This window comes from Blastopirellula sp. J2-11 (genome assembly GCF_024584705.1).
In the GTDB taxonomy this organism is placed as follows: Bacteria; Planctomycetota; Planctomycetia; order Pirellulales; family Pirellulaceae; genus Blastopirellula.
In genome coordinates this window covers 6412935-6428985 of sequence record NZ_CP097384.1, presented here as the reverse complement: position 1 = coordinate 6428985, position 16051 = coordinate 6412935, and the positions used below count along the sequence as shown (strand labels likewise).

At 55.8% G+C, this 16051-nt stretch carries 21 protein-coding genes; 7 read left to right on the top strand and 14 right to left on the bottom strand.

The features are described 5' to 3' along the window. Nucleotides 1–119: 119 nt before the first annotated feature. Nucleotides 120–1271, bottom strand: coding sequence for a cysteine desulfurase family protein (locus tag M4951_RS25565; protein WP_262024429.1), 1152 nt, complete (start codon nt 1269–1271; stop codon nt 120–122). Continuing rightward, entirely contained in the window at nt 1268–2107 is an 840-nt protein-coding gene (locus tag M4951_RS25560) for a hypothetical protein (protein ID WP_262024428.1), read from the bottom strand. The genes M4951_RS25565 and M4951_RS25560 overlap by 4 nt, the downstream gene beginning before the upstream one ends. Before the next feature lie 186 nt (nt 2108–2293). Here M4951_RS25560 and M4951_RS25555 point away from each other — a divergent pair, with 186 nt between their 5' ends. The 4 genes from M4951_RS25555 (at nt 2294) to M4951_RS25540 (ending at nt 5038) form a co-directional block, all read left to right on the top strand. Further along, entirely contained in the window at nt 2294–2896 is a 603-nt protein-coding gene (locus tag M4951_RS25555; RefSeq protein ID WP_262024427.1) for a hypothetical protein, read from the top strand. A 212-nt stretch (nt 2897–3108) separates the two neighbouring features. Beyond that, nucleotides 3109–3684 carry an SMC-Scp complex subunit ScpB gene (scpB, locus tag M4951_RS25550; protein WP_262024426.1) on the top strand — a complete coding sequence of 192 codons (576 nt, stop codon included), beginning with the start codon at nt 3109–3111 and terminating at the stop codon, nt 3682–3684. Nucleotides 3685–3697: 13 nt separating this feature from the next. Next, nucleotides 3698–4090: a hypothetical protein gene (locus tag M4951_RS25545; protein WP_262024425.1), complete on the top strand. Its 393-nt coding sequence runs from the start codon at nt 3698–3700 to the stop codon at nt 4088–4090. 207 nt (nt 4091–4297) lie between these two features. Then, entirely contained in the window at nt 4298–5038 is a 741-nt protein-coding gene (locus tag M4951_RS25540) for a hypothetical protein (RefSeq protein WP_262024424.1), read from the top strand. A 201-nt stretch (nt 5039–5239) separates the two neighbouring features. On the opposite strand, the gene M4951_RS25535 is transcribed toward M4951_RS25540, so the two are convergent. From M4951_RS25535 to M4951_RS25525, 3 genes are all read right to left on the bottom strand, one after another. Then, nucleotides 5240–5500, bottom strand: coding sequence for a hypothetical protein (locus M4951_RS25535; RefSeq protein WP_262024423.1), 261 nt, complete (start codon nt 5498–5500; stop codon nt 5240–5242). A 71-nt stretch (nt 5501–5571) separates the two neighbouring features. Then, on the bottom strand, nt 5572–5883 hold the full coding sequence (locus tag M4951_RS25530; protein WP_262024422.1) for a hypothetical protein: 312 nt from the start codon (nt 5881–5883) through the stop codon (nt 5572–5574). 86 nt (nt 5884–5969) lie between these two features. Beyond that, the gene (locus M4951_RS25525) at nt 5970–6692 is read right to left on the bottom strand and encodes a TNT domain-containing protein (protein ID WP_262024421.1); all 723 of its coding nucleotides are present in this window, start codon (nt 6690–6692) and stop codon (nt 5970–5972) included. 170 nt (nt 6693–6862) lie between these two features. On the opposite strand from M4951_RS25525, the gene M4951_RS25520 reads away from it, so the two are divergent. After that, nucleotides 6863–7012: a hypothetical protein gene (locus M4951_RS25520; protein WP_262024420.1), complete on the top strand. Its 150-nt coding sequence runs from the start codon at nt 6863–6865 to the stop codon at nt 7010–7012. Between the two features lie 83 nt (nt 7013–7095). Here the strand turns inward: M4951_RS25520 and M4951_RS25515 are convergent, their stop codons facing one another. The 7 genes from M4951_RS25515 to arsC all read right to left on the bottom strand — a co-directional run bounded on the left by M4951_RS25515 (nt 7096) and on the right by arsC (nt 11689). Beyond that, the gene (locus M4951_RS25515) at nt 7096–8226 is read right to left on the bottom strand and encodes a prenyltransferase/squalene oxidase repeat-containing protein (RefSeq protein ID WP_262024419.1); all 1131 of its coding nucleotides are present in this window, start codon (nt 8224–8226) and stop codon (nt 7096–7098) included. 165 nt (nt 8227–8391) lie between these two features. Continuing rightward, on the bottom strand, nt 8392–8679 hold the full coding sequence (gene groES / locus M4951_RS25510) for a co-chaperone GroES (RefSeq protein ID WP_040351987.1): 288 nt from the start codon (nt 8677–8679) through the stop codon (nt 8392–8394). Nucleotides 8680–9068: 389 nt separating this feature from the next. Next, nucleotides 9069–9206, bottom strand: coding sequence for a hypothetical protein (locus M4951_RS25505; protein WP_262024418.1), 138 nt, complete (start codon nt 9204–9206; stop codon nt 9069–9071). A gap of 290 nt (nt 9207–9496) precedes the next feature. Continuing rightward, entirely contained in the window at nt 9497–9664 is a 168-nt protein-coding gene (locus M4951_RS25500; protein WP_262024417.1) for a hypothetical protein, read from the bottom strand. Next, nucleotides 9661–10155 carry a Minf_1886 family protein gene (locus M4951_RS25495; protein WP_262024416.1) on the bottom strand — a complete coding sequence of 165 codons (495 nt, stop codon included), beginning with the start codon at nt 10153–10155 and terminating at the stop codon, nt 9661–9663. Before M4951_RS25495 ends, M4951_RS25500 begins: the two co-directional genes overlap by 4 nt. 79 nt (nt 10156–10234) lie before the next feature. Beyond that, nucleotides 10235–11149 carry a stage 0 sporulation family protein gene (locus M4951_RS25490; protein WP_262024415.1) on the bottom strand — a complete coding sequence of 305 codons (915 nt, stop codon included), beginning with the start codon at nt 11147–11149 and terminating at the stop codon, nt 10235–10237. A 195-nt stretch (nt 11150–11344) separates the two neighbouring features. After that, nucleotides 11345–11689 carry an arsenate reductase (glutaredoxin) gene (arsC, locus tag M4951_RS25485; protein WP_262024414.1) on the bottom strand — a complete coding sequence of 115 codons (345 nt, stop codon included), beginning with the start codon at nt 11687–11689 and terminating at the stop codon, nt 11345–11347. Between the two features lie 199 nt (nt 11690–11888). Here arsC and trxA point away from each other — a divergent pair, with 199 nt between their 5' ends. Then, on the top strand, nt 11889–12209 hold the full coding sequence (gene trxA, locus M4951_RS25480) for a thioredoxin (protein ID WP_262024413.1): 321 nt from the start codon (nt 11889–11891) through the stop codon (nt 12207–12209). Nucleotides 12210–12406: 197 nt separating this feature from the next. Beyond that, nucleotides 12407–13711, top strand: coding sequence for a hypothetical protein (locus M4951_RS25475; protein WP_262024412.1), 1305 nt, complete (start codon nt 12407–12409; stop codon nt 13709–13711). Between the two features lie 88 nt (nt 13712–13799). Here the strand turns inward: M4951_RS25475 and M4951_RS25470 are convergent, their stop codons facing one another. Together M4951_RS25470 and M4951_RS25465 are read right to left on the bottom strand one after the other, a co-directional pair. Further along, a complete protein-coding gene (locus M4951_RS25470; protein WP_262024411.1) occupies nt 13800–14675 on the bottom strand; it encodes a hypothetical protein in 876 nt (291 codons plus the stop codon). 356 nt (nt 14676–15031) lie between these two features. Next, the gene (locus M4951_RS25465) at nt 15032–15895 is read right to left on the bottom strand and encodes a hypothetical protein (RefSeq protein WP_262024410.1); all 864 of its coding nucleotides are present in this window, start codon (nt 15893–15895) and stop codon (nt 15032–15034) included. Nucleotides 15896–16051 lie beyond the last annotated feature (156 nt).

The window sequence follows — 16051 nt, the reverse complement described above, 5'->3', positions numbered from 1 at the left end:
AAGATGCGGCCCCAAAAGACGTGCTGCTGTGTGCACGCGATGAGCTTTTTTCCAAGCCCGGATTATAGCGGATTTATGGCCAGATGAATAGCCTTAAGCGGACGGCAATCGCCCGAATTCTATCGACGCAAATCATTGATACACTTAGAGATACGACGCAGCGCTTCCAGTACTTCGTCGCGGGTCGTGTCGCGGCCCAAACTTATTCGCACCGCGCTCTCGATTTGCTCGTTTTCTAGCCCCATCGCGATCAGCACCGGTGACCGCTCGCTGGACCCGCTGGCACATGCCGAACCGGTCGAAATACCGACTCCGGCCATATCGAGCGCCATCACCAACGCCTGGCGATCGATCCCGGGAAAGGAGACGCTGATCGTATGCGGCAGCCGCTCGGATTTGGCGCCATGGATGACGCAGGTTGGATCGATCTGGCGCAGTTCGGTTTCCAGCTCTATGCGTAGTCCAACCAACGCTTGGTACTGCGGCGCTGCTTCAATCGAGATCCGCAGTGCTTTCGCCATCCCGATCGCCAGTTCGGCCGCTTCGGTGCCGGGGCGCTTCGCTAATTGTTGCCCTCCTCCATGCAATTGCGGCGAAAGCTGCACCCCATGGCGTAGGACCAACCCACCCACCCCACGCGGGCCATGCAATTTATGTGCGGTGATCGTCATCGCGTCGACTTGCAGTGCGTGAAAGTTGACCGGCATTTTTCCTACCGCCTGGACGGCATCGGTATGGATTATCACCCCCATTTCCCGGCAGATCGCGGCAATTTCGACGATTGGTTGCAGAACGCCGGTCTCATTGTTGGCCAGCATTACGCTGACCAGTTGCGTTTGGGGCGTGAGCAGTTCGCGGAAGTGCTCGACATCGACGACACCGGTACCTAAAGCGGCGATTGTCTGCACGTCATAACCGCGAAGTCGCAGCAAATCGGCTGCGGCCGAGACGCTGGGATGCTCGATCGAAGAGACGATCACCCGACCCGGCTGAGGCTTTACCAAACCAAAAATCGCCAGGTTGTTCGACTCGGTTCCGCCGCTGGTAAGCAGAAACTCGTCGCTGGTAAAACCGGCGGTTTTCGCCCCTAAATCCGCCAAAACTTCTTCTTTCGCGCGTTCCAAGACGGCTCGCGAACGGCGTCCCAGCGCGTGCTGACTCGACGAGTTGACGTAGCCGTGCGAGAAGGCTTCGGCCAGCAGCTGCGCAACTTCGGGCGCCAATCGCGTCGTCGCGTTGTTATCGAGATAGATTGGATCAGCGCTGGTCAATTGCTCGATTCCTGAACTTCGCTCGGGGAAGTTGTTGACTTTTTCGTCGTCGGCTTTTGGGTGGTTTTCGGCTTGGGCTGGTCGCTTTTTGCTGGGTTTACGGTCATTTCTGGAATGACGACGCCGACGCTGCTGAGACGTTCGATCTGTTTGCGGCAGTCGGCGGCAAGTTGCGTCTCTCCTGCGGCTTTGGCGCCGTCTTCCGTTTTTTGATAAACAGAAAGCAAATAAGAGGTTAGGTTTATTTGAGCAAGTAGGGAGCGATCCTCTTTGCTGAGTGATTTGTCTAGCGGCTTCCGGCGAGAAAAGTCGACCATTTTGTCGATCAACTCCGGCGCCATCCAATAGAGTTTTAACTTGGCCGCATGTTCGACTTCGCTCCAAAGCATTCCGGCCAACAGCGGATTGGCTTCGCTCCAGGCATACAAATCGACCCGACTATTTTCATCACGCAGATAATCAGTCAGATTTGAAGGAATTCCGCGCCACTCACGGTCGAGCTCAATCAGGTCCCACTCGTCTTCAGGCGTTTGTAGCGGCGCTTTGCTGATCCAACCTCGTTTGACCAACAATTGCGACAATTTTGGGGTCTCGTCAGTGTAGCTGGTTCTTCCTGCTTGAGTTCCGACCACCGGCAGACGTAAAGCGACAAACCGGCGAATGCGGAATCCGGCCGGATGAAACTGCGTTCCGCTGACCATCATAAATCCGCCGGAGCAGACGACGAACAGGACGAATGCGATCACGACGCTGAAGACGATCAATGGAAACAGGATCGGCCAACTGCGCCCGGCGCCAGCGGTCGGCTTATGAGGAAAAGTAGGGGAATTCGCCATCGGTGCGGGCTCTATGGTTCACAGAGTAAATGGGTTCAATCAGGCTGCTAGCGGCGGTGTAGAACGTAAATAAGGATACGGAAACCGAAAAAAAAAGGGTGTCGCGGCGGAAAAACGTATTCTCGCGTAACGCCCATCCACCTAAGATTTTGCGCTGCGTTCAGAATTGTAGAGGATAGGAAATACGTGAGTCACGAGTCTTCGGCGTCCGTCACTTTGCGATCGTTGGTGATGCTGGCGTTCTTAATTTTTCTGCCTGCCGCGGCGCTTGCGCCGGATGGTTTGCAGCGCGTCGTCGCCGCGTTCCAACCGCCGAAACCCGTTGAAGGGGTGACCAGCGACACTCCGGAAAAACATCTCGGCAAGCCGCAAGTTCGCACGCAACCGCGCGAAGAGCCGGTCAACCGGGATCTTGCGTTTCCGTTGGTCGAAGATCCGTTCGCCGAATCGGGCCCATCCCCCAGTTCTGACAAAATTGTCCCGGTTTTTGACGAGCATGGCCCCACCTTAGGGAAGGCCCTGGATGGCATTTTATCACAGCGCTCCAGCGAATTAGAGCAGCAATTACAGCAAATGGGGGCTTCCTACTATCGGCTCGAAGCCTGGGGTGAGAAACCGCGGGTCTACCGCTTTCACTGCATGGCGAAAGTACGGGTCGCCGGCAAGGAAGAGTCGAAACGTTTTGAGGCGACCGCCCAGCACCCGATCGACGCGATGCAAAAGACGCTCGATTTGCTCCGCGGTTGGCACAAAGAGCTGAAATCTCGTGATGATTCGCAATCTCGCTAGAATAGCGACCAGTCGTTTGTCCTTCTCTCGGTTTGGCCAAAATCCCCGCAATGCCTACTCGACTTCGACTTCAAACGCATCGGCGTCGACTAGTAAGCGGCGCAACTTCGGCCTGGACGCCGAAAATCCGCAAGAACCATCGCCCTGGAAGCCGAATAAAACGCCGGACTGCTCCTGCGAAGAAATCAGAAAGCAAATTTCGCGATTCGCGGATGCAGCGATTGGAAGCGATTTTGTTTTTGGCGCGAGAACCCCTTTCCAGCCGCAAATTGGCCCAGCTCGCCAACTTGGCGGACGGAACTGAAGCTCGTACACTAATTCGTTTCCTAAATCGCCTGTATGACGCGGCGCATCGCGCTTTTCGCGTTGAACAGTCGGCCGGCGGTTTTCAGTTGATGACGCGACCCAAGTTCGCAGACTGGATTCGCCGATTGGGGAATCAACCGGTTGCGTCCGGGCTCAGCTCTCCTGCAATGGAGACGCTAGCGGTCGTCGCTTATCGTCAGCCTGTTTTGCGGGCTGATGTCGAAGCGATCCGCGGCGTGAATTGCGGAGAAATGCTGCGTCAGTTGATGGATCGCGACCTGGTGAAAATCAGCGGACGAAGCGAAGAGCTGGGACGCCCTTACCTGTACTCCACAACCCGATCATTCCTACGTATGTTTGGGTTACGGAATTTAGACGATTTGCCTCGAGCGGACGACTTTCGCCGTCCGATTGGGGATTGGAATACCGACGAAACTAAAACACCCAGTACTGAATCGACGGCCGAAGGCCGTGCGGAGTGAAAAGGAGCTTAACGTGTCGATCACGCTTTTTCCCGAAGTTTTTCGCACCGCGGAAGAGGAATTGTCGCTGACTCTAGCGCATCCACTTGCGCAAGCGCCGATCGAAGACGAGGACGATGACGATGTCGAGGATGAAGAATACGAAGAAGATGATGAAGAGTGGGAAGAGGAAGACGACGACGATGAAGAGTATGAAGAAGTAGAAGACGAGGACGAGGACGACGAGGAATACGACGACGACGAAGAGACCGAGTGGGAAGAAGTCGAAGACGACGACGCCGACGAGGATGAAGAGGACGACGAAGAGTACGAGTACGAAGACGACGAAGAAGAAGAGTATGAGGACGAAGAAGAGTACGAAGATGATGAAGAGGAAGATGAAGAGTGGGACGACAGTGAAGAGTAATCTCGCTTAGTCGCTCTTCGGACTTCCCGTCCGCTCGCTTCCCAGCAACAACAAACGGCCTTGGCGATTTCGCTGAGGCCGTTTTTCGTGGAATCGTTGCGCAAACGTCGAAAATTCGCCGCCGCGTTGCGGGGATGTTACGATTGCGACCAAGCGACAGACGGTCCGGTCTAACTCCAAAACGCAATGCCAGGGGGCGAATGAACGATGAACGCGAACGACGATCTCTCTTCCCAAATCACGTTGCGTATTCCTGGGGCTTGGTCTGATCCGAGTGAACTTTTGCAGCGTTTGCCTGCCGGATATCGCCTGACGCCGGAGACATTGATTTTGCCGGACGAGACGCAGATCGACTTCTTCCCGATGCCGGCGGATGACCAGTTTGTCTCCATCTTTCAATCCTCGTGTCGCCAGGCGCCCACCAGCGCAGAGCAAGCGACGATTTCTCAATACAGCGTCAACATCGGTTTGCGTGGACCCGGCGGTTCGTTGAAATCGGCGCTGGTGATGATGCAAGCCGCAGCCGCCATCGTGCGCGCCGGGGGCGCCGGCGTATTTGTTGACAATTGCGCGCTTGCCCACGGCGGCGAGGACTGGATTGAAATGACCGAGGATGGAGGTCCCGATGCGATCAGTTTCGCGTTTGTTTCCATCATTCGCGGCCGGGGAACGACCTACACCATGGGGATGCAGACGATGGGATTTGCCGACTTGCTTATGGGGGCTGCTGACATTGATGAGCAAGGTCAGGCGATCATTGAGATCATGCGTTACATTTGCGGCGGCAGTAAACCGATGGAAGTGGGTCATCTAATCGCCGATGAAGATGGACCTCGCTTTCAGGTCGTCGCCATCACGAGCGACGACTTTGAGCCGCAGAGTCCCATGCACAATCCCCACGGCCGTTTGAAGATGGTCAGCGTGAAAGATCTTGCGGACAGCAACTGACGGCAGGCCATTCTAAGCAAAGTGGGAAAACGGGTTTGCTAGGGCTAGATCGCTTTTCACGAGGGTGTTCCAGCACAGATTGCCGGCGCGAAAGGGGACTATATTATTCAGCTCGCTGAAAAGCGCTCTAGCCTTGGCCTGCCGAAGAGAGATTCCAACAAACGTCGCGAGACCCAAGCAGACGCGAAATATCTGACGGCGCTAATCCGCCAAATCATCGAGGTTCAGTTCTTCTTCTTCCTCTGGTTGAATAATAATCCGCGGCGTTACTACGCTAAACATGATCGGTCTGACAACCGGCGGTTGTGGAATCGGTCGCAACCAACGCGGCGTCGCCTGGCGACAAAACAGCTTTGACAGAGCCGGCAACGTCAGCTGTTTGGCCGAGCGAAAAGGGACATTCGCAGCGTGAGTCGTCGACAACAAGGTCAACAGGATCAAAATGGCAAGCAGAGTTCGCATCGCGGTTTCTCCTCAGCGTCGGACGTGATCCAGCACGAATTTGTCGGCCAGGTTTTGGCCTGTCGAAGCGCCTAGTTCAAATCCCCTAGGCCCAGTTTGAATTCTTCTTCTTCCCCAATCAGCGACCTGCCCGGCGTCAGGTTGAGCCAATTGATCGGCGGTCGTAGCGGCGTCACCAAGTCGGCCGAGAAATGGATCTGTCGCTTGCGCTGTTCAGGGGTTTCCAAAATCGGCGGAATGCAGCGCCTGGTCGAGAGGGACAGAAAATAAAATGGCCCCTTCACCAGTCGAATATTACCAGCAGTGCGATAATCAAGCTCTTGATCTGCGGCGACGATGCCGGCGATTGCTAGCACGAAGCAGAGAGTAAAGAGGATTCGCATTGGGTTCTCCTAGGTAACAGAACGACCTCAGGATAACGCCGAGAGGGGGAATGCTCCTAGAGCGATCCTGTTTGATACGCCGGTTTCTATTTCATCACTTTGCGATACAGATCCTCACACGCCGCTTCTTCGGTTTCAAAGCTCTTTAGCCCCGAGCGTCGCCCGCGCTCGCTGTAATAGGTGCGCCACGTTCCATCGGCCACTTGTTCGATGCAATGCGCTTCGTTGGGCAAACCGCCGACGAGCGAAACCATGTCGGCCGGCACGTTACTCGCTTCCAATTTTCTCGCCAGCTCTTCTAGATGCATCGCTTGCTTCACCGTTTTCAGAAAGCCGGTAGTGAGCCAATGTTCGATCGGCTTGACCAGGTCGTACTGCACGCCGCCGCCGGGCTGATCAAACCAGGGCGCCGCTTTCCCTTCCAGCGCCGGCAGCGGTTTCAGCACTTCGTAAACATAATATGGCTTGTCGATCGTGCCGGGCGCCATCGAGAGTTCCGGCGCCGGTTCTCCGACCGGCGCTACGAACGAACCGCTGGGATAACCGTAACGTTCTAACTGGACGCCGATCGCGATTTTCACCTCTTGGGGCTTGCCTGCAAATCCTTCATCGGGAGGCCAACGGATCGAGCCGTTAGGATTGCGCCACTGGGAAGCGATCGTTGCGTCGGACGGTGTTTGCGCGCTCGTCGCTTGATCGAGATTGGGACGACAGACGACGCCTGATGCAGCGATCGTCAGCAGGCATACGATACCGGCAAGTTTTTGATACCGGATCGCGTGGAGGTGAAATCGTGATGTTGGGGTCATAGACATCTTTTGCTAGTGCGATCGTCACCCATACATTCGGCGGCGGAGATTAGCTGGACAGGAAACATGAAGTCGATTTTAGGTTCGAATCACGAAGACCTTAGGTAGGAGTTTTAGGATTGGACATGCAATCGAGAGGCTCCAGGCCGTACTTCTTGGAAAGGAAAACGATGATTCAATCGACCAACCACCCCGACTATGTCTCGCAAGATTTCAGCCAGGATGAAACCACGGAAATGGAGATCTGCAATCGACCAGAACCACATCATTGGAACACCGAGTTGCTGCTGCTGGAAGACCTGACGACGCGCTGGATGTAAAGTGCGGCGCATGCTCGCCGCGCATAAAAAAGCATGCCAAGATTGCCCTGGCATGCTTTTGAATTTCGTTGGCGGCAACCAGCTTACTTCGCTGCGGTCGGCTGAGCATATTTGATCGCCAACAGCGTATAGCCGGTGACCAATTGCGGATTGCCTTCCATCCAGCGAGTCGTTTCGTTGACCCAACTGCCGTTCTTCTGTTGACGGCCGAGCAGTTCGGCACGTAGTTCGGCGCGCCACGGATGTTTGGTTCCGTCGGCGGTGACAAACTCTTCTTCGCCCAAAGCGTCGAGCGCTTTGGCGCAAGTGACGTAGTAGTAGAACAATCCCTGTTGGCCCATACCGGGGTTTTCGTCCAGCGTGTAATGCTTGCCGAGCCAGGTGACGGCCGCTTTAACGCGCTCGTCATCTTTGTCGAGACCAGCGTAGATCATGCTCTTCAGACCGGCGTAGGTCATCGACGCATAGCTGCGCAGACCGCCGTTGGGTGTTTCGCCGGCTTGGCTGCTACCGCCGGCGGCGATGGTGTAGTAGAAACCGCCGTCGGGGTTCTTGGCCGGAAACTCGGACGTGTTATGTTCCGACTCGAGGTTCTGACATCGCGAGACGAAGACGAGCGCCTTTTTCATCGCTTCATCATCGGGGCCGGTTCCGGTCGCTTTCAGCGCTTCCATCATGAACGCGGTGTTCGATAGGTCAGGTCGTTTGTGACCGCCGTATCCGGCGCCGCCGTAAAAAGGATCCGATTCTTCTTTTTCTTCACTAGCGTCCCACTGAATTCCTTTGAGGAACTTATCGGTGCTGGCGAGCAGCTTGTCGTAACGGCCATCTTTGTTGGCTGCCGCAAAGGCGAGAACCGACAAGGACGTTTCGTAGTTTTTGTGGTTGCTTCCTTCGCCGTAGATGCCGCCATCTTCCTTGATGTTCGATTCGAGGAAAGTGAGGGCCTTCTTCACCACCGGATCATCGGCGGTGCGGCCATGTTCAAGAATTCCGGCCGCGCACAGTCCGGTGACTCCGATCGGCGCAGCGTCGCTGAACGAGCCATCCTCGTTTTGTTGAGCAGCCAGAAAATTGACAGCCGAAGTGATCGCTTTGTCATAGGCGGCGCGATCGTCGTCGGCGGCCAAGCTAGGCGACGTGAATGCGACTAGCGCAGCAAACGCTAGTCCCCGACCAAGTAGGCCTTTGCGGAGCGTGAAAAGAGCAAGCATCAAGATTTCCTCTTCTGGAATGAAAGTACCTGGAGCGGATCCTGATTGGTATCCGCTCGGAAACCGGCGTTAGCACTTTACTGGCCTGCCACCCCGATTTTTCGGTGGGATGCTTCCATTCTAGGACCGCTAGCCGAGGAGGCTAGCAAGTTCTATTTGTAGCGATTATTCGAGCACGGCCAAAATTTCGGCTTCGCTCATGATCAACAGTTCTTGATCTCCAACTTTGATCTCGGTTCCAGCCCAGGAGGAGAACAAGACGCGATCCCCTTCTTTGACGTCGTGCGGCGCCCGTTTGCCGTCGACCAACAGTCGCCCATCGCCGACGCTCAGTACGCGTCCTTGTTTGGGTTTCTCTTGAGCAGCGGTGGGCAGCACAATGCCGCCGGCGGTCGTCTCTTCGGCGTCGAGACGTTTCACCACCAGGTTATCACCAAGGGGAACGATCTTCATCTTTGGATTGAACTCCATACAAGGCGCAAAGTCGCGATCGATCTTCTCTCGCGAGTCTCTTTCCGATCCACATGCATGGATCTATGCAGCGCAAAAAAGGGGCTTGCGCGTTAAAAGAGGCAAGCCACGATTCTGGCATGCGACCGCGCTCGTATCAAGTCGAGAGAAATGCCCCCCGGTTGGATAATATCTCTCGGTTTTTGCTTGAACTTTGCTCGCGATTTCGCTAGGTTGACGTTTCTGATAGTACTAGTTTTGACGACGGCGGCTCTGGATTTGCGTTTTTTTAATTCGGTGATCCAAAAGTTCGCAGCGTCAAAAACCCCTCTCAAAAAATGCGTCACGTCCGGTTTTCCGCCGTTGGACATAAATGTCTCGCAGCTGAAAGCCTAGTCATAGTGAGTTGACGCGAAGGGATGCGCGATATTGCCGTCGGGACGACGGAGAAACGTCGTACCACCACGAGCAGTCGGTTTACTGCTCGCTTGATTGATCGCGATTCGTCCATCTGCGGCGCTTTGTCGCAACCACGTGTTCCCCTCTTCGATAATTGTGACGAATCTCGGCTAGTTCGCGCTCGAAATGGATCCTTCTTACTGGATCGATCCGAAGCGTCGATATCAAGCGAGCGCCTACTGCGGACGTTAAAAGGGCCAATCCACCCTTTTGTTCGCGCGGCCGACTGCATCGAATGCCGCCTTGGAGCGTGCGTGCCTGCGCGTTCGAAGGCGGCTTCTTTTTTGCGCCAGGTTGGGAAGTTGCAATCCCTTTCGGTTGGCCCCTGATAGCTACGGCTATTACGGCCAACCATCTTCAATCAAAGTCGATCGGACGCCATTGCGACGAGAAACATGAGCCAAGCGGCCAACAGCGCCAACATCCAGCGGAGCGCTGTCGGTCGTTTGACCGGCGGATCCGAGATCGGCAGCATGTACGGCGAGACGGGGAGCGCCGGCGACTTCGATTTGGATTGCGAACGTTTCATCGCGGCGAAGATTCCTCAGAGACTTCAATGCGAAAATCGCGGACAAATGCGGCGTCGAAATCATAGACATCATCAAAGTCTTCGCGACGATCTTGCGGCGACTTTTTCATCATGCCGATTTCGATCAGGTTATAGACAATATCGCCAAAGTGCCCGGTCGTTTCGATTCCCCAACTATTGAGCACCGTCTTAGCCATCAAGCCATATTGTTGCTGGGCAAAGTTGCGAATCGCTTCGCACAGCATTTGCCCAGTTAGGTGACGTTCCGGTTCGCTCCACTCGACGTCATCTTCCTCGTCATCGAATTCCTCTTCGTCCAAAATCATTTCTTCGTCGAGGTCGAGCTCCTCTTCGTCGTCGTCATCCTCTTCCAATTCGAAGAGGTTCTGACCGAACGACAAAGCTTCGCGTACAAACTGGTACGCTTCCAGCTTAAATCGCGGATCCTCTTTCAGCATCCGCATAAAGTCGGAATAAGTTTCGTCTGTCATGTCGTACGTTAGCTGGGCGAAAAGTTGGGCATGGACTGGGAGGATTTGCGACCATGATTGGATCGCTGGAACATCCGTACTACGAGGATGCAGGCGCATCATCGGCTGACGGCGGCTCGCTACTTTTATTTTGCGGCGAATTTTCGCTGCGGTCTGATTTTCGGCGTTTTTTGGCTTGAGGAGGCGCTGCTTTCACCACCGACAATACTTCGGCCGCATCGACCAGAATCGTGCGATTGTCTTCCATTCGCAACAAAACTTGGCTGGCCAAGATCTCTTGATTGATCACTTTGCCGCGACCATCGCGGGTCACGACTTCTGAGCCGATCGGCGGCAACTCGCGCTGCAACTCTTCATACGTATCGTACTCGTAACGGAGACAACATTTGAGGCGCCCGCAACGCCCGCTGATCTTCGTCGGATCGAGCGTCGCTTTTTGCAGCTTGGCCATCTTCATCGAGACCGGCGGCATCTCGGATAAATGCGTGTTGCAACAAACTGGTTTGCCGCAGTCGCCATAGTCGGCCAGCAGCTTTGCTTCGTCGCGGACGCCGATCTGCCGCATTTCGATCCGAGTATGAAACTCGGCCGCCAGCAGCTTGACCAGATCACGAAAGTCGACGCGATTTTCGGCCAGGTAATAAATCACGATCCGCTCGCCGCCGAACAGATGCTCGATATCGACCAACTGCATTTCTAACTTCAGTTGCTCGACAAACTTGCGGCACAGGTCAAACTCGCGCGACGCATTGTCTCGCAGGTGCGTGATTTCGCCTTCGTCTTCGGTGGTCATCCCGCGCAAGATATGGCCGCGCGTCGGATCGGGGAGCATTTCGACCGCTTGATCGGTCGCCGCACAAAGGACTGCGCCATGTTCCAGACCGCGCTTGGTGCGCACGATGACCGACTCATCTCGTTGAAACTCGTCTTTCGCTCGAGCCGAAAATACGCCCAAGAGACGCATCGACCCGTAACGGACAACGTAATCAGCCATGAGTCGTTTCTATGTTTATGGACAAGCGCCGAGGACGGTATCGCCATCGGCTCTCGAAGGTTTTCGTCGATAGGTGCACAGCTCTTCGCCCGCTAACAGCAGGTCTTCGCCCGCTAACAGCAGGAGGACAAGTCTACTATAGCTGTTGCGGACAGGGGAATGCGAGAACTGTGGGGTGAGAAACCGCCGTAGAAGCTACAGCAATTCCAGGACATTCTCGGGGGGACGGCCGAGTCGGGCCTTTCCGCCGCTGACAACAATCGGACGCTCAATCAGCTCCGGGCGTTCCGCTAATGCCTGGAAGATCTGTTGAGGATCCTCGAGTTGCGGCAATCCGAGTTTTCTCCAATCTTTATCGCGGACCAGATCGCTTGCTCGCCCCCCTAGCTGTTGGACCAACTTTGCTAGCGACCGTGCATCGGGCGGCGTCTTCAGATACTCGACGATCTTGGGCTCAACTCCATGCGAGCGCAGGAGTTGGAGCGTTTGACGGCTCTTTTGGCAGCGGGGATTGTGATAGATCGTAACCTGGGCAGCCATCGAGCATCCTAATAAGTACGCCGCTAACGCGGTAAAGCAGGTCAAAAGCCATTTGAGGAGGGTTTGTTGGGAGGGTCGGGTTCGTTGACACCCCCTCACCCCCACCTATAATTGAGCGGTTTCTGCCAGCAAAACCAGAAGCGCCTGGATCGTTGGCGCTTTTTAATGAGACATTTTACGGTTGTGGAGATGATTCGCCATGGCGAAGGAATTTAACGAAGCAAACTTCGAGACGGAAGTACTGCAGTCGACCGAGCCGGTTCTCGTTGACTTTTGGGCGCCTTGGTGCGGCCCCTGCCGTCAGCTCGCCCCGGTCATCGATCAACTAAGCCAGGAATATGAAAGCGGCGCCAAGGTCGGCAAGGTCGATACCGACCAGAACCCGGGCTTGGCTCGCAAGTACGGCATCCAAAGCATTCCCACGGTCATGATCTTCAAAGACGGCGAAGTCGTCTCGCAATTCATGGGCGTGCAGCCGAAATCGAAACTGCAAGAAGCGATCGACAGCGCCAAGAGCTAATTGGGCCTGCAAGCACTGGTTGAGAACGACAGCAGCGATAGCAAAAATGGAAAAGGGAGACTTCGGTCTCCCTTTTTTTATGCGCAAAAGTTTACCAAGACGAACCAGGTTGAATGTCGACGAGGGTATTTGCCGATGACGAAGCAGTAGCGGCGAACTTTTCCGGTTATAACGCTAGCAAACTCGTCGAACGCGACATGGCAACTCAGCGCAAAACAAAACAGAATCCGACGCCTGGACCGACGGCCGAAAAGAAGCCGGTCGATGCGCTGCGCGTCGATGGGCCGCATGTTCCCAGCGCTGCCGCCGGATCTCCGTCGGCAGCCGAAAATATCGAAGACGACATCGTCGCGAAGTTGGAGCCAGGCGAACTATCGCCAGCCCAACGTCGACATCTCGAAGAGCTAGCGGCGATCCTCCGTGAGCAACGCGCCGAGTTAGAGCGCCGCGAGGCGCAATTGCAGTCGCAATTGGCTGCGATTGATAACGAAACTCGGATCGCGCGACTCGGCGTCGAACAGCAAGCGGCCGCACTGGCCGAACGGACCAAATTGCTAGATCGCCGCGATCGGGAGCTTGATCAGCGGGACGCAGCGCTGAATGATCGGCAAAACGAGCTGGAGGCGCAAGTCATCAAGCTCGACCAGCAAGCAGGTAAACTCGAACAAACGCGCGGAGCGCAAAAGCGTGAAGACGCACGCTTGGCGAAAAGCGCTTCACAGTTGCGGATCACGCAAGAGTCGCTCGAAGAGAAGTCGACCGCCGAGCGACGCGCCGTCGATCGCAAACTGGCCGAAGTCAAAGCCCAGCAAGCGGCGATCGAGAAATTTTCGACCCAATTGCACGAACGTGAGCGGCAATTGGAAGACCGCTATGCGGCTCTCGAAACGCGAAAAGTCGAACTCGATGAAATCGCTTCCCAACTCGCCGACGCCCAACGAAGTCAGGCCGGCGACGCGCTTGTCTACACGCGCGGGCAGGCCGATTTGGCCCGCGAGCGCGAAGCATGGGAAGCGGAAGTATTGCGACAGCGCGAGCTGCAAGAAAAAGTCCGTCAGCGCGGCGAGACTGAATTGATTCAATTGGCCACGCAGTTGGACGAGCGTCAATCACGGCTGGAACAGCGCCATGCGGCGGTCGAACAGATCGAACGAGAGTTGCGCGAAAAACATCGTGAAGCGCTCGAATCGCAGTTGGTCGTCGCCGAACTCTGGCCCGAACTGATGCGACAAACGCCGACCGCCGAGCTGACGCGTCGCACGGCGGAACTGCGGGTCAAGATTCGTCAATCGCACGAAGACGCCGCCGGAATTTGGCGACGTCGCGAGAACGAAGTGAAAGAGTTGCTCGCGCGACTCGAAGAACGTCGCACCGAGATCGCGGAAGAGTATCGCCGTTTCCAGCAATGGCTCTCGGTACGGCACGAGGATCTGGAGAAACAGGCCGCACGTTTGGCGGCTGCTGAACGGGGTCTCTCACAAAAGATGCGAGCCGGCGATTAGCGGTTCGTCACGCGACACGTTCTAGGCGCCAAGAAACAAAAAAGCCTGACCATTGCGGTCAGGCTTTTTTTGTTTCTTGCGTTGGTTGCTAACGAGCGTTGGTCGAAACGCTGCCGCCCAGCGATTCGCTCGGTCCAGGATTTTGCTGCATTTCCGCTTCGTATTTGACGACGAACGCAGAAGCCTGCATCGCGGTATTGATCTCTTTTCGTGAGAAGTAAGATTCGGACCGGCCATCGAGATGATGGATCGTTTTTCCGGCCAACTCTTCCCAGCTCATGTCGTTGTTTAAGTGCCAAGCGGTCGCTTGGGCGACGCGTTGATCGATCTTGCCGCTGCCGAGCATGTGCAACAGAGTTGCGACGCCGGGCTTGGTCGTGTATTGATCAATCGGTTTGACGTCGTACGGAATTTTCGGATTCGGATCTTCCAGGCCATGGTCCAAGCAGACGCCGTCCACTTTCACCTTCTGAGTCTTCTCGGGCATGACGTTGAAGAATCCGCCGCCACCGCCATTGTTGCCGCCGCCGAAACCGCCACCGCCGCCGAAGCCGCCCCCTTGATTGCCGCCGAAGCCGCCGCCGCCGCCGCCGAAGCCTTGGTTACCGCCGCCGCCGCCGAAGCCGCCGCCCCCTTGATTGCCGCCGAATCCGCCGCCCCCTTGATTGCCGCCGAATCCGCCGCCGCCAAACTGTGCGAGCGGAACGCCGGCAAATGCGGCAGGCATTTCAACCCGCAGCTTCTTGGCCGTCTTGTTCGTGATGATAAAGGTTCCCTTTTCCGAGTTCATCGGGATGAATTTGACGTCGATCACGCCATCTTCGATCGCTTTGAACATGTTCACTTCTTCGGCGTCTGCAAAACGACCTGACGAGCCGTCGTCAGCCGCGGCAGGAAAAGAAAAAGCGAGGGTGGCTAAGAGGGCCAGCGATGCGGCCAATCGTTGAAACAATCGCACCTTCATAAGAGAGAGCTCCTGACTGCGGCGCCTAATCGAATAGAGATGAAGACGAGTTCGCGCTATCGAACTGTCTCTAGGGAGCGCTCGCACGCACGAGGTCGCCCTGGGACTTCATGAATTTTTAGACTAATCGAGAAATGGACGCCGTCCAAGCGATTTGCGGCAGAAATCTACCTCGACTGGCGAAGAGTGCGCATAAAGCGCAGTTCCCCTGGACGGAGGAGGATGTTTCGTAGGCAAACTTACAGAATGGAACCCATTGCCCTTCCCCAACTTGGAGGGGTGGCCAAGAAACAAAAAAGCCTGGTCGCAACGGCCAGGCTTTTGGGATTGGTTCAGGATTCGCGAGCGAACGGAAACTACTCGACGCTGGTCGAGAAGCTATCGCTGCTCGATGGGGGCGTTTTCATTTTTTGTTTCAGCTCGGCTTCGTACTTCTCGACAAACTGCGTCGCTTGCATCGCGGTGACGATCTCTTTGCGTGAGAAGTAAGGTTCGACTCGTCCGTCAAGATGCTTGATCGACTTGGCGGCCAGTTCTTCCCAACTCATGTCATTATTCAGGTGCCAAGCGGTAGCTTGAGCGACGCGTTGATCGATCTTGCCGCTGCCGAGCATGTGCAGCAGCGTGCCGACGCCCGGTTTGCTGGTGTATTGTTCGATCGGCACGACTTCGTACGGAATTTTCGGATTCGGATCTTCCAGACCGTGATCGAGACAAACCCCGTCGTACTTCACTTTTTGGGTCTTTTCAGGCATCAGGTTGAAAAACCCGCCGCCGCCGCCGCCCCCTTGGCCACCGCCGAATCCACCGCCGCCGCCACCTTGGCCGCCGCCGAATCCGCCGCCGCCGCCGCCAGCGCCTTGGTTACCGCCGCCGCCTTGACCGCCGCCGAAGCCGCCGCCCCCTTGTTGGCCGCCGCCAAAACCACCACCGCCGCCGCCGCCGAACTGGGCCAACGGAACGCCGGCAAATGCCGAGGGCATTTCGACCTTCAATTTCTTGGCCGTTTTATTGGTAATGATGAAGGTCCCCTTCTCCGCGTTCATCGGAATGAACTTTACGTCGAGGACGCCATCTTTGATCCCTTGGAACATGTTCACTTCTTCCGCATCGGCGAAGCGGCCGGTTGCATCGTCCGCAGCAATCGCACGAACCGAAAAAGTGAGAGACGCGATGAGGGCGAGCGTCATCGCCAAACGTTGGACCAACTGCACCTTCATGGTGAAATTCCTTAGCGAATTCTTGAGAAAGAAAAAGACGAGCGTTAGCGCACGAACGGCCAATCGGCAGCGCCCGCGGCGTCGCTATGGAATTTCCGTGAGTCCTCACCCTAGTCGATCGGTAGAGAAGCTCCTAATGAATTGCAGGCAAATCTC

What these genes read in the sequence shown, in the direction of transcription:
- M4951_RS25490 (WP_262024415.1), bottom strand. Translation starts at nt 11,149, where the DNA reads ATGGCTGATTACGTTGTCCGTTACGGGTCGATGCGTCTCTTGGGCGTA.
- arsC (WP_262024414.1), bottom strand. Translation starts at nt 11,689, where the DNA reads ATGGCTGCCCAGGTTACGATCTATCACAATCCCCGCTGCCAAAAGAGC.
- scpB (WP_262024426.1), top strand. Translation starts at nt 3,109, where the DNA reads ATGCAGCGATTGGAAGCGATTTTGTTTTTGGCGCGAGAACCCCTTTCC.
- M4951_RS25560 (WP_262024428.1), bottom strand. Translation starts at nt 2,107, where the DNA reads ATGGCGAATTCCCCTACTTTTCCTCATAAGCCGACCGCTGGCGCCGGG.
- M4951_RS25535 (WP_262024423.1), bottom strand. Translation starts at nt 5,500, where the DNA reads ATGCGAACTCTGCTTGCCATTTTGATCCTGTTGACCTTGTTGTCGACG.
- M4951_RS25520 (WP_262024420.1), top strand. Translation starts at nt 6,863, where the DNA reads ATGATTCAATCGACCAACCACCCCGACTATGTCTCGCAAGATTTCAGC.
- M4951_RS25540 (WP_262024424.1), top strand. Translation starts at nt 4,298, where the DNA reads ATGAACGCGAACGACGATCTCTCTTCCCAAATCACGTTGCGTATTCCT.
- M4951_RS25525 (WP_262024421.1), bottom strand. Translation starts at nt 6,692, where the DNA reads ATGACCCCAACATCACGATTTCACCTCCACGCGATCCGGTATCAAAAA.
- M4951_RS25470 (WP_262024411.1), bottom strand. Translation starts at nt 14,675, where the DNA reads ATGAAGGTGCGATTGTTTCAACGATTGGCCGCATCGCTGGCCCTCTTA.
- M4951_RS25465 (WP_262024410.1), bottom strand. Translation starts at nt 15,895, where the DNA reads ATGAAGGTGCAGTTGGTCCAACGTTTGGCGATGACGCTCGCCCTCATC.
- trxA (WP_262024413.1), top strand. Translation starts at nt 11,889, where the DNA reads ATGGCGAAGGAATTTAACGAAGCAAACTTCGAGACGGAAGTACTGCAG.
- M4951_RS25530 (WP_262024422.1), bottom strand. Translation starts at nt 5,883, where the DNA reads ATGCGAATCCTCTTTACTCTCTGCTTCGTGCTAGCAATCGCCGGCATC.
- M4951_RS25500 (WP_262024417.1), bottom strand. Translation starts at nt 9,664, where the DNA reads ATGAAACGTTCGCAATCCAAATCGAAGTCGCCGGCGCTCCCCGTCTCG.
- M4951_RS25495 (WP_262024416.1), bottom strand. Translation starts at nt 10,155, where the DNA reads ATGACAGACGAAACTTATTCCGACTTTATGCGGATGCTGAAAGAGGAT.
- M4951_RS25515 (WP_262024419.1), bottom strand. Translation starts at nt 8,226, where the DNA reads ATGCTTGCTCTTTTCACGCTCCGCAAAGGCCTACTTGGTCGGGGACTA.
- groES (WP_040351987.1), bottom strand. Translation starts at nt 8,679, where the DNA reads ATGAAGATCGTTCCCCTTGGTGATAACCTGGTGGTGAAACGTCTCGAC.
- M4951_RS25475 (WP_262024412.1), top strand. Translation starts at nt 12,407, where the DNA reads ATGGCAACTCAGCGCAAAACAAAACAGAATCCGACGCCTGGACCGACG.